10 protein-coding genes and 4 pseudogenes are annotated in these 10,954 nt (G+C 63.8%); 13 read left to right on the top strand and 1 reads right to left on the bottom strand.

What is annotated here, in order from left to right:
- Positions 1-319: 319 nt before the first annotated feature.
- Positions 320-658: a hypothetical protein gene (locus tag X773_RS68090; RefSeq protein WP_023679648.1), complete on the bottom strand. Its 339-nt coding sequence runs from the start codon at positions 656-658 to the stop codon at positions 320-322.
- Between the two features lie 622 nt (positions 659-1,280).
- Between X773_RS68090 and X773_RS75295 the strand changes: the two are divergent.
- The 13 genes and pseudogenes from X773_RS75295 to X773_RS68150 all read left to right on the top strand — a co-directional run.
- A pseudogene (locus X773_RS75295) lies at positions 1,281-1,475 on the top strand (ArdC-like ssDNA-binding domain-containing protein); the annotation flags it as partial.
- 182 nt (positions 1,476-1,657) lie between these two features.
- Positions 1,658-2,536, top strand: a complete 879-nt coding sequence (locus X773_RS68100; protein ID WP_051406235.1) for a zincin-like metallopeptidase domain-containing protein — start codon at positions 1,658-1,660, stop codon at positions 2,534-2,536.
- The gene (locus X773_RS68105) at positions 2,533-2,736 is read left to right on the top strand and encodes a hypothetical protein (protein ID WP_023679651.1); all 204 of its coding nucleotides are present in this window, start codon (positions 2,533-2,535) and stop codon (positions 2,734-2,736) included. Before X773_RS68100 ends, X773_RS68105 begins: the two co-directional genes overlap by 4 nt.
- Before the next feature lie 14 nt (positions 2,737-2,750).
- A complete protein-coding gene (locus X773_RS68110) occupies positions 2,751-3,170 on the top strand; it encodes a DUF2958 domain-containing protein (protein WP_023679652.1) in 420 nt (139 codons plus the stop codon).
- 124 nt (positions 3,171-3,294) lie between these two features.
- A pseudogene (locus X773_RS78450) lies at positions 3,295-3,714 on the top strand (ParB/RepB/Spo0J family partition protein); the annotation flags it as partial.
- A gap of 827 nt (positions 3,715-4,541) precedes the next feature.
- Positions 4,542-5,042, top strand: coding sequence for a hypothetical protein (locus tag X773_RS78455; protein ID WP_245274809.1), 501 nt, complete (start codon positions 4,542-4,544; stop codon positions 5,040-5,042).
- 545 nt (positions 5,043-5,587) lie between these two features.
- Positions 5,588-5,911, top strand: coding sequence for a DUF736 domain-containing protein (locus X773_RS68125; RefSeq protein WP_023672372.1), 324 nt, complete (start codon positions 5,588-5,590; stop codon positions 5,909-5,911).
- A gap of 150 nt (positions 5,912-6,061) precedes the next feature.
- Positions 6,062-6,331 carry a helix-turn-helix domain-containing protein gene (locus tag X773_RS68130; protein ID WP_023679653.1) on the top strand — a complete coding sequence of 90 codons (270 nt, stop codon included), beginning with the start codon at positions 6,062-6,064 and terminating at the stop codon, positions 6,329-6,331.
- Positions 6,328-6,876, top strand: a complete 549-nt coding sequence (gene lepB, locus X773_RS68135; protein WP_023679654.1) for a signal peptidase I — start codon at positions 6,328-6,330, stop codon at positions 6,874-6,876. Before X773_RS68130 ends, lepB begins: the two co-directional genes overlap by 4 nt.
- Positions 6,864-7,549 (top strand): annotated as a pseudogene (locus X773_RS68140) (lytic transglycosylase domain-containing protein). The gene lepB and the pseudogene X773_RS68140 overlap by 13 nt, the downstream one beginning before the upstream one ends.
- Before the next feature lie 189 nt (positions 7,550-7,738).
- Complete coding sequence (gene rlxS, locus X773_RS68145; protein WP_023679655.1) at positions 7,739-9,709, top strand: relaxase/mobilization nuclease RlxS; 1,971 nt, start codon at positions 7,739-7,741, stop codon at positions 9,707-9,709.
- 240 nt (positions 9,710-9,949) lie between these two features.
- Positions 9,950-10,192, top strand: a pseudogene (locus tag X773_RS78460) (DUF1403 family protein); the annotation flags it as partial.
- A gap of 180 nt (positions 10,193-10,372) precedes the next feature.
- Positions 10,373-10,954 (top strand): IS701 family transposase (locus X773_RS68150; protein ID WP_156937446.1); only part of this gene is annotated, 582 nt, incomplete at its 3' end.

The raw sequence follows: 10,954 nt of genomic DNA on the forward strand, positions 1-10,954 counted from the left end.
GTCTCGAGTCTGAGCCGTCCGTTGTAAATGCTTACGAAATGCTGCATCGCACACGTTTCGGTGCAGTATTCTTTGAAGTATTTTTCGCAACAGTTCGGAATCAAAAGGACTCATGAACGCCTGCATGCTAACACGGCTCCGTTTAGAAAACTGGTGATTCGGAGTATCAAATGGCTAAAGTGAATCCCTTCCATTCAAAACTTACAGGCACGAAGGTATACCACGACAACAATCAGTGCACTGAAGGCAACAACATCGAAACGAAAAATCGCATCGCCGGCACTGGTGGTTTGCCGAAGTGCGATCACTGCAAACGTCTCTAAAAATCTCCTTCTGACTGGGCCTGTTCACGGAAAACAATTTCCCAAAATGGTCCAGTCAGCTCCCCATCGTCCACAGTCCAAATCCTGCGCACGGCATAAACTGGCAATCCGTGAGTGGTTGCTATGGCGAATGCTTTGAAGCCCTCGCCACGACCACCATGGAACCGAATCGTCGGCTCTGGAAATACATGCCCAGGTCCGCCCTGACAAGATTCGTAGGTCTCGATCCCCTCCCGGCGCAAGACGTGCACGTAGGGCGCAATCCCGGCGTCCATAGGCATGTCTAGTTCAAGACCGAACGACTGCCGAAGGTTGAAAACGGATTCCTGTCTCATGCCGTCCAACTCTTAGGCATAGCGGTCTGTTCCTTTGCCGGGTTTGTAATCGCCCAGGTAAATCGTGAAATGCTCCCTGTCGTCGCTCGTGAGGTTCTCCGACCAGGGGACTTCATCGCACAGAGTTGAGCTTCGAGTCTCATCTGTTCCCGTTGATCGATTCATGCCTGCTGCGAACCTCGCCTTTTGAGCGCTGGATCCGCGGCGCTTGACGCTGATCCGTGCGAAATTCTGTCCAGCCTACGATCCTGGCGGGCGCCGGCGCGCCTTGGCGCGCACCAGGTGCTCGTGAACCGAGCCCGCTTTTCTTCGGCAAGCTCAGGCGGTCTCGGCCATTCGGCTTCGCCCCTTGGCGCGGGCAGCCCTTCGGGCTGTGACGGCCGCCGCCCTTGCGGGCGGCGCGGTTTGTCTGTTGGCCTTTCCCGGTGGCGCGGGGTGGGCGGCACTCCCTTCTAGGCCCGCCGCGGCAGCCCGCAACCTTCGCGTGCCGCTCAGGGTCCTGCTCTTCGTTCCGGTCCTCCGGATGCGGTCCGCCTCCCACGGCGGGCCTTTCCGGTCGCGACTCGCCGCCCACCCCGCTTCCGGGGAAAGGCGCGGCGATTGGCGAGCGGAGGATGAGACGATGCATGCAAACAGCAAGCGTACCCCCAGCGGAGAGGCTGGCGCAGGCAAGGGCGGGCGCCCCGGCGCCAGCCTTTATCAGGAGATCACCGACCGCATCATTGCCGAACTGGGGCGCGGCACCGTGCCATGGGTCAAGCCATGGGGCAGCGCAAAGGCAGGCCTTGGCCTGCCGAGGAATGCGTCCACGGGGCGCCAGCCACCGCTCCTGCAGCAAAAGAACAGCAGCTGTCGCAGCATGGCTGAACAAGGCATCTTGATAGTGTGCTGAAGGTTCTGCAAAAAGTTTTGGAGAGAGAACGGCGCTTGCTCTGAGGGGCGAGCGGCCATGGNGGCGCAGGCAAGGGCGGGCGCCCCGGCGCCAGCCTTTATCAGGAGATCACCGACCGCATCATTGCCGAGCTGGAGCGCGGCACCGTGCCATGGGTCAAGCCATGGGGCAGCGCAAAGGCAGGCCTTGGGCTGCCGAGGAATGCATCCTCTGGGCGCACCTATTCCGGCATCAATATCCTCATCCTGTGGGGCGCGGTCATCGAGCGCAGCTATCCCAGCCAGAACTGGCTCACCTTCCGGCAGGCGCTCGTCCTTGGCGGCAATGTCAGGAAGGGCGAGCGCGGCACGACCATCGTGCATGCCGACCGCTTTGTCCCCAAGGACGAGAAGGAGCGCGCACGCCACGCGGGCGATGAACCACAGGCCGTGCCTTTTTTGAAGCGCTTCACCGTCTTCAATGTCGCGCAGTGCGATAATCTTCCGGAAGACCTCTATGCCGCCGCCGAGCCGCTGCCTCAGTGCGAGATCGTGCCGCAGGCCGAGACGCTCATTCGCGCCAGCGGTGCGGATTTCAGGGTCGGCGGCGATCGCGCTTTCTACATGCCGGGCAGCGACCACATTCAGGTGCCGCCGCAGCCGGCGTTCCATCACCAGATCGACTATTACCGGACCTGCTTTCACGAGCTTGGCCACTGGACCGGCCACCGGACGCGGCTTGCTCGCGACCTCTCCGGCTCGTTCGGCTCCAAGGCTTACGCGCGTGAAGAATTGGTCGCCGAAATCACTGCCGCCTTCGTCTGCAGCGAGCTCGGTATCGAGCCGACCGTGCGTCATGCCGACTACATCGGCTCATGGCTAAAGGTGCTGCGCGAGGACAACCGCGCGATCTTCCGTGCCGCCAGTCTTGCCTCCAAGGCCGCCGATTTCCTGCTTGGCATTCAGGCCGATGCCGAAGGCGAGGCGCAGGAAGGAATTGCGGCATGACGATGCGCGATCCTCAACTGACCGCGACCGAGCCGACGCCGCAAGGCGAGCAGATGCTCATTCCCGGCGTCCGGCCGATCACCACGCGCGATCGGCTCACCCTCCTGATGGACGCGCCGATGCGTCCGCGCGCGGCGCAAAAGCCGCTCGATATCGGCCTCTTCGATGAAGCCAGCAGAAATCAACTCGACCTGTTCTGACAAGGAGTCTTTCCATGATCCTGATTACCGATCCACTGCGCGCACGACTGCTCGCCAATAGCGCCGCCGACGCCGACATCGACCATTTTCCCGTTGTGAAACTGTTTAATCCGACAGGTGCCGCCACGTGGCTTCTGAGCGAACTCGACGCCGATGGCGACACGCTGTTCGGCCTTTGCGATCTCGGCTTCGGCTTCCCCGAACTCGGCAGCGTCAGTCTGGCCGAGCTTGCATCCGTAAAAGGTCCGCTTGGCCTCGGCATAGAGCGCGACCTGCATTTCCACGCGCGCTTTACGCTCTCCGTCTATGCCGAAGCCGCCCGCATTTGCGGCCACATCACCGAGGCCGAGCGACTTCTGCGGCAGGCAGCAGACGCCCTTTCAAAGCCCCATTCCGAGCTTCCGCCCGACACGGCGGAACAGCAGCGCCGATAGGCGCAAAAACCGTCCCGCCGCGCCGGCCTTCGGCCTCTGCGGCGGGGACAACCTTAACCAAAGCGAAGGAGAGTAACCATGCAGCTTGCCCACATCCCCTTGGATCAGCTTTTCCGCGCTCAACATGCGCCATGGAAAACGCGCGGCCGACATTCCCGACATCTTGCCATCCGTGCGTGCGCGCGGCGTGCTGGTGCCTCTCCTTGTGCGGCCGAACGGCCAGCCGGAAACCTTCGAGATCGTCGCCGGCAGGCGGCGCTATTTCGCCGCGAAATCGCTTGCCGACGAGCGCGGCGAAGGCGATCCCTTGCCCTGCGCCATCATGGAGGACGGTGACGACGCCGATGCGCTGGAAGCCTCGCTGATCGAAAACCTCGCCCGCCTCGATCCAGACGAAGTATCGCAATGGGAGACGTTTTCGCGGCTCGTCAAGCAAGGCCGCACCGTTCCAGACATCGCTGCGACCTTCGGCATCACCGAGCTGATGGTCAAACGCATTCTGGCGCTTGGCGACCTCTTGCCCAAAATCCGCGAAGCCTATCGCCGCGAGGAGATCGACGCCGAGACGGTGCGCCATCTCACCATGGCGTCCAAGGCGCAGCAGAAGGACTGGCTGGCACTCTGTGCCGATCCCGATCAACACGCGCCGCGTGGCTTTTCAATTGAAGCAATGGCTGTTCGGCGGCCAGTCGATTTCCACCAAGGTGGCGCTGTTTGCCATCGACGAATATCCCGGCCTGATCACCTCGGACCTGTTCGGCGAGGACAGCTATTTCGCCGATGCCGACCTGTTCTGGCAAAAGCAGAACGAAGCGATTGCCGCCAGACGCGACACATATCTCAACCACGGCTGGAGCGAGGTGGTGCTGCTGGAGCCGGGCCAGTATTTCCACGCATGGGACCACGAGAAGACCCCGAAGAAGAAGGGCGGCAAGGTCGTCATCACTGTCTCGCATCGCGGCGAGGTCGAGTGTCACGAGGGCTGGCTGTCACGCAAGGAAGCCCGCCGCGCCCGCGAGGGCGGCGAGCAAGAAGAAACAGCCGCCAAGCCGCCGCGCCCCGAACTCACCGGCCCGATGCAGAACTATGTCGATCTGCATCGCCATGCTGCCGTGCGTGCGGCCATGCTCGACCATCCCGCCGTGGCGCTGCGCCTCGTGGTGGCGCACGCCATCACCGGTTCCGGCCTGTGGCAGGTGCGCCCCGAGCCGCAGCGCGCAGCCAACGAGACGGTGACTGCCAGCCTTGCCGGCTGCAAGGCTGAAGCCGCATTCGGCAAAAAGCGGCGCGAGGTATTGGCCCTGCTCGGATCACCGGATGAGGATGGCGTGGTCGCCGGCGGCAATGNTCGGCAAAAAGCGGCGCGAGGTATTGGCCCTGCTCGGATCACCGGATGAGGATGGCGTGGTCGCCGGCGGCAATGGCGACGCCTTTGCTATCGCCGGCGTGTTCGCGCGCCTCTTGGCGCTGTGCGACGACGATGTCATGCGCGTTCTCACCCTTGTCATGGCCGAGACGCTTGCAGCCGGCAGCGCCGTCATCGAGGCGCTCGGCAACCATCTGCACGTCGATATGGGCACATGGTGGCAACCGGACGATGCCTTCTTCGACCTCTTGCGCGACAAGGAAATCGACAATTCGATGCTGGCCGAGATCGGCGGCAAGCTGGTCGCGGACGGCAATGTCGCCGAGAAGGTCAAGACGCAAACGAAGATCATCCGTGACTTCCTGGCGGGCGAGAATGGCCGCCAGAAGATTGAGACCTGGCTGCCGCGCTGGATGAAATTCCCGGCCGAAAGCTACACCAGCCGCGGCGGCTTCCGCACCGCCGATCAGTGGACACAAGTGCAGCCGCTGTTCGTGCGCGAATAGTCGATCAGGGCCCGAGCGGCGGTTCTCTCGAGTACCGCCGCTCAGGTCGCGCGCGCCGCTCCGGGCCGCGCCGGCTGGCGATTGGTCGTCTTGTCGAGCCAGTGCCGCGCGCGAGAAATCCCGACGCCAACTCGCCCCCATTTCGGCAGCCCTGCACCGCGCCGGGTTGCTTGCCGAGGCGCCCCGCGCATGGGGCCAATTGTCCGATCCGGTTGCCGACAGAGCCCGCGCAGCCGGCGCCCTGCATTGCCGCCTGTTCGTTGTGCCGCCGATCGCGCCACCTGTCTCCATGTGTCTCAGGGACCATTCCCCTGCGGCTGGCTTGACGACCTATGGGCGGATCCGGCCCGCCCGAAACCCTCGCCAGCAGCTTTTTTCCCCGCCGCCTGCGGCGGCTTCCTCGCGCCGCTTCGCTTCAAAAAAGCTGTCCGCTCGGGTCCTCCGCTATCGCTGCGGCCGTCCCGGTTCCGGCGGTCCGGACGCGCCCATCACGGTCCGCCATCGCAGGGGAATGGTCCCCGGCGAGCACCAAAAGGAGACTGAAAATGACCGCGATCGGATACGTTACCAAACAGGAAAACGGCGGCTACAAGGGCCAGCTCAAGACGCTTAGCGTCCGCGCCGACATCGACATCGTGCCCAATCAGGCAAAGAGCGCCGACACCCATCCCGACTTCCGGGTGCTGACGCAAGGGGTCGAAGTAGGGGCCGGCTGGATCCGCACCGGCGAGACCTCCGGCAAGGACTATGTGAGCCTGTCGATTGCCGCCCCGGAGTTCGGCCCGCGCAAGCTCTACGCCAATCTCGGCCGCGCCGCCGGCCAGGATGACGACGACACATACGCCATCATCTGGAACCCGGTCGACTGAACCGCCAGCCTCGAGCCCCGCGCCGCAACCGGCGCGGGGCTCTTTCGGGAGGGGGCGGCGAAAACTCGCCCCCCACTCTTCGCCCGTCCCCAAAACGATCTCGCTCGCCGATCCTCGCCTTCGCTTGTCCGTAGCGAAACGAGGATCATCATGGACGACGAAAACGAACGCGCGGCCCGCGCGAAGAAGGGCAGTCCGTTTCTCAACACCGCGCAGGCCGCCTTCTATATCGGGCTGTCCCAGCGCACGCTGGAGAAGATGCGGCTCAAAGGCGGCGGCCCGCAATTTCGCAAGCACGGCCGCTATGTCCGCTATCACATCGACGAGCTCGACGACTGGTCGAAGGGACGCGCGCAGGAGACCAGGCCCGAGGATGCCGGGCACGATTCCGGCTCGGCCGGTGAGGGAGGCCGCTCATGAGCCGGCGTCCCACTATCCGTCTGATCGGCAGCCATCTGCGGCGCATTCGGGCGCGCAAGACGATCGCCGTGGCTAGTGCAGGCCTCAGCCTGATCGGCTTCGCCGCCTTCGGCAAACCATCGCCCTGGCTGGTCTGGAACGCCTCGGCCAGTGCGCCGGTCGGCCTCTATCGCGTCGCGTCCGGATCACCGGCTCGGGGCGACCTCGTGCTCGTCCGCCCGCCAAAACCGGTCGCCGATCTCGCCGCCGAACGCTTCTATCTGCCCAGCAATGTGCCGCTGGTCAAGCGCCTTGCCGCGCTGCCTGGCGAGCATGTCTGCGCCTTCGGCGACGCCATCATCATCGGCGGCGAGATTGTCGCGCGCCGGCTGGCAACCGACACGCAGCACCGTCCGCTGCCTTGGTGGAATGCCTGCCGCAAGCTCGCCGCCGACGAGTTTTTCCTGCTCGGCAACGATAGAAACCGCTCCTTCGACAGCCGCTATTTCGGGCCGGTGCCGGCCGAAAATATTGCCGGGAGGCTCGTGCCGCTATGGACCGAGTAACCCTCCTGATGCTGGGCATGGTCGCGATAGCGCCATGCGCCTGTTCCGCCGCGACCGACGCTCAGCCGGCCGCCATCTCCCGTGGTCCGCAGCTCCAACGATGGCAGCCCTTGGTGGCCGAAGCAAGCCGGCGATTCAGCATTCCACAGCCCTGGATTTATGCCGTCATGGATGCCGAAAGCCGGGGGCAGACAATGGTGGACGGACGGCCGATCACATCGAGCGCCGGCGCCATTGGCCTCATGCAGGTGATGCCCGGCACCTACGAGGAGGTGCGCGCAGAGCTTGGCCTGGGAGCCGATCCGCACGACCCTCGCGACAACATTCTGGCAGGCACTGCCTATCTGCGCGCCATGTATGACCGCTTCGGCTTTCCCGGCCTGTTTGCCGCCTATAACGCTGGGCCGGACCGCTACGAACAGCATTTGCAGCGTGGGCGACCGCTGCCCAGCGAGACGGTTTCGTATCTGGAAGAGCTCAAGGCGGCGGGGATCTCGGCCGCCGACATGGACGCGTTCACCGGCAAATCCCGTTCCGGAAAGCGCCGGAAATCCCGTCCGGGCAGTCGCTGTTTTTCCTGCGAAGCGGTGTTTCCGCGACCGATCCGAATGGCCAAATTGTGGTGCCGCTCGGATCGGAGCGAGCAAGGTCAGGCCGGCCGGATCGCAGGTGAGGGCAGGGGTACCGTGGGTCGGGGCAGGAAGGCAGGGAGGCAGGTCCGCTGAAGGCAAGATAAAGGCATCGCCTCCTGGAGCCGGCGAAGTCTTTGTCTGCACATCGTTTTTCACGGAGGCTGCCTTCAGCGTCAGGAGAGCTGCTGCCGACAAACATGTGATTTTGTTAAAGATTACTAGGAGGCTCAATGCAGGATGAAGAGTTCAAGCCGAGCCTGGGCAAAATCGGATCGCGCGGCTCGAAGGCAGGCAAGCGTTTCGCCGGCCAGATTCGCGCCGCGATCAACCGAGCCGGCGGCGGCAGCGGTCGCCGTGGCCGCTTCATCGGAAGCCGGGCGGGGCGCGGCGGGGCTGCTGCCGCCGTTCTCAGAGCGCGCGATCGCCACGCGGCGTTTCGGCAGCGGCGCGCCGTCGTCAAGGCGCGTATCGTCAAGCTGGCCGGCAAGGGTGTTGACGGGGCACGTGCACACCTTCGCTACCTCCAGCGCGACGGCGTCACCCGGGAAGGCGAGCCTGGCGAGCTCTATAGCGCCGACAGCGACCGCGTCGATGGCAAGGCGTTCATCGATCGTGCCGATGGCGACCGGCATCAGTTCCGCTTCATCGTCGCACCTGAAGACGGCATCGAGTATGACGACCTCAAGCCGCTCACGCGGCGCCTCATGGCGCAGATGGAAGGAGACCTCGGCACCAAGCTCGACTGGGTCGCTGTCGATCATTTCAACACTGGTCATCCGCATACCCATATTATCGTCCGCGGCAAGGACGACCGCGGCGAAAATCTTGTCATCGCGCGAGACTACATCTCGTCTGGAATCCGTGAACAGGCGGCCGAGCTGGTCAGCCTCGACCTTGGCCCGAGAACGGACCGCGAGATCGAGCAACGCCTGCGCCAGGAAATGGAGCGGGAACGCTTCACCAGCATCGATCGGCAGCTGCTCCGCATGCGCGACCATGAGGGGCATGTCTCACCGGCCAGCCGAGACACGTTTCGCCAGACGCTGCACCAGGGCCGCCTGCGCAAGCTCGAGCGGATGGGTCTGGCTGAGGAAGTCGGCTCGGGCCGCTGGCGCCTTGATGGCGAGCTTGAAGCGACGCTGCGCCGCATCGGCGAGCGGGGCGACATCATCAAGACCATGCACCGCGAACTGACCGGCAAGGGGCTCGCCCGCAGTGCCGCCGACTATGTTGTCCATGATCGATCTGCAGAGCAGATGCAGCCTGTCGTTGGCCGCATCGTTGCGCGCGGCCTGGCCGACGAAATCACTGACCGCCATTACCTCGTCGTCGACGGCGTGGACGGCAAAAGCCACTATGTTGATATCGGCAAAGGCGAGGCCACCCAACCGACGCCAGAGGGCTGCATAGTGCGGGTCACGCCGAGGGACACCGGGCCAAGGCAAGTCGACCGCACAATTGCCGAGATCGCCACGGCCAATGACGCGCGCTACAGCATCGATATCCATCTCAAGCATGACCCGTCGGCCACCGAACGCTTTGCCGAAACGCACGTGCGGCGACTGGAGGCGATCCGCCGGGCGACCGGTCGTGTCGAGCGCGAGCCGGACGGCACCTGGATCGTCGCACCGGATCATCTCGACCGTGTGTCTGACTACGAGCGTAAGCGAGCGAGGGCCGAGCCTGTCACGGTTCACAAGCTCTCATCGATGCCGCTGGAGAGACAAGTCAGGTTCGACGGCGCCACCTGGCTCGATCGAGAGCTGGTTTCCGACACACCGGAGGCCTTGCACAGCTCTGGTTTCGGCCGCGATGTCCGAGAGGCGCAAGGCCGCCGACGGCAGTGGCTGATTGCGCAAGGTCTTGCTCGGGAAGAGCAGGACCGGATCGTCTATCGCGCCAACATGCTTTCGATGCTGCGTCAACGTGAGCTGAACCGTGTTGCCGGTCAACTGTCTGACGAACTCGGACTCTCGTATTCCGAAGCGCAGCCTGGTGATCGAATAGAGGGTCGATTGCGCCGCTCGATCGACCTTGCCAGCGGCAAGTACGTCATAGTCGAGAAGGCGCGCGAGTTCACGCTGGTACCATGGAGGCCAGTGCTTGATCGGTCTATTGGCAAGGAGGTGTCTGGTGTCATGGGTGGGGAGGGGATTTCATGGACCATCGGCCGGCAGAGAAGCGGACCAAGCATTTCGTGACATGACTACACAACTTCTTTTGCCCGCCTTGAAACAGGTACTCAGTCCGGACGGAGTTCGCCTGCTAATTGCCCGCGGCATTGATCTCGCGAGGGATAAATGGCTGGTCGTGCAAGACTTATCGTTCGCTCTACAAAAAGCGCCGCGATGATTCATCGTGTTCCATGATTCTGAGCCAAAACCCTCCTGCGCCACCACGGCACTCTTCCCGGTGCCACGGAAGCCGCGCCGACGACGGCGGTGCCGGCCTGGTTGCGCAGGGCTGCCGCCGACCCAAACAGTTGCGGCGCATTGAGGACATTGCAATCACTGCAGGTGCGGCCATCGGCGCGCTCGATGCGATGGTCCGCCAGCTAGAGAGGTGGGCTGGCGCCTGGTGACAGCGCCTAGGGCTTTCGGCGGCCGCGGTACGGCGAGCAGGCTCGCGGCGTCGAGGATGAAGCCGCACTTCGCGATGTTCTTCTGCTCACACGACCGGGAGACGAGTCGGCCCCACGGGCCGGATGCTTGTTGGCCGCTCACAGCGCTGAAGGCGCGGGTTGGGCGGGTGCTTCCTCGTCGTGAGTTGCGGGAAACGGGCGCAGATTTCCTTGACGGCCTTCTTTCCGGCATTGAGCGCAAGACAGGCTGGCTGATGGCTGAGCNGAGCAGGAGCTCACAGCGCTGAAGGCGCGGGTTGGGCGGGTGCTTCCTCGTCGTGAGTTGCGGGAGACGGGCGCCGATTTCCTTGACGGCCTTCTTTCCGGCATTGAGCGCAAGACAGGCTGGCTGATGGCTGAGCAATCCGGAGCGGAGCGGCCCTATCGGATGCAGTCGCTGTTGGGGCGCAGCCACTGGGACGCTGATCGGCTCCGAGACGAGGTTCGCGATTATGTGGTGGAGGCGTTGGGCGATGAGGATGGTGTCCTGATCGTCGACGAGACGGGATTTGTGAAGAAGGGCGATCGTTCCGCCGGTGTCGCGCGTCAGTACTCGGGAACGGCGGGGCGGATCGAGAACAGCCAGNTCGGCGTGTTCTTGGCTTACGCGAGCCGCTACGGCCAAGCGCTGGTCGATCGTCGCCTTTATCTGCCGGAGAGCTGGACAAAGGATCGGGCGCGATGTGCCAGGGCGTCGATCCCGGAGACGGTCGAGTTTGCGACCAAGCCAAAGATGGCGCGCGCCATGGTCGCGGCGGCGCTCGATGCCGGCGTCCCGTGCGCTTACGTTCTGGGCGACGCTGTCTACGGGGCGGACAGCAGCCTT

The sequence above is a fragment of the Mesorhizobium sp. LSJC280B00 genome, from assembly GCF_000502835.1.
Lineage (GTDB): Bacteria > Pseudomonadota > Alphaproteobacteria > Rhizobiales > Rhizobiaceae > Mesorhizobium.